The sequence below is a fragment of the Halorubrum sp. Atlit-8R genome (assembly GCF_003666025.1).
Classification (GTDB): Archaea; Halobacteriota; Halobacteria; order Halobacteriales; family Haloferacaceae; genus Halorubrum; species Halorubrum salinarum.
Genome location: NZ_QPLV01000036.1, coordinates 1 through 528, shown reverse-complemented (window position 1 = coordinate 528; position 528 = coordinate 1). Strand labels below are relative to the sequence as shown.

The 528-nt window shown below is 53.8% G+C and carries 1 pseudogene; it reads right to left on the bottom strand.

Annotated elements, in window-relative coordinates:
- A pseudogene (locus tag DVK05_RS16460) lies at positions 1-528 on the bottom strand (IS630-like element ISHvo8 family transposase); the annotation flags it as partial.

Below are 528 nucleotides of genomic sequence, written 5' to 3'. Positions count from 1 at the left end.
AGACATTCGCAAATCCGCTCTTTCTCTTGAGTGCTCGGAAACTGCAGCACACTCTCACCGGAGACCGCATAGAACCCGACCGCTGGTTCGTCTAACTTCACCAGCGGTCGGGTGATGTGCGGATCATCCACGGTGTAGAGCCGCTGTGAGTTATCCCACGGTTGTGGATGAGATGTGTCGAGAAATCCAAGGACGGTCCCACCGTCCGTTCGGATTTCTTCGTCAACAACCCAGCCTTCGTCGTCATCTCCATCGCGTTTGTTGTGTGGCTCACCAGACTCCTCGTCGAACGCGTCGGCGACGCGTTCGTCGAGAATCTCTTCGGCGTTTTCAGGCCGTGATGGACGCTTAGTCCGCGGAATTGCGTAGGAGAGACCGAGCTTTTCGAGGAAGGTACTCAGGTAGACCGGATGAAATTCGACGTCGAATTCTTGCTTGATAAGATGCTGTATTTCTTGTTTCTTCCAGGGCTGACCCTCACGGAGAAGTTCCAAGAGATGCTGTTGTTGTTTTTCGTCGAGCTTCGGG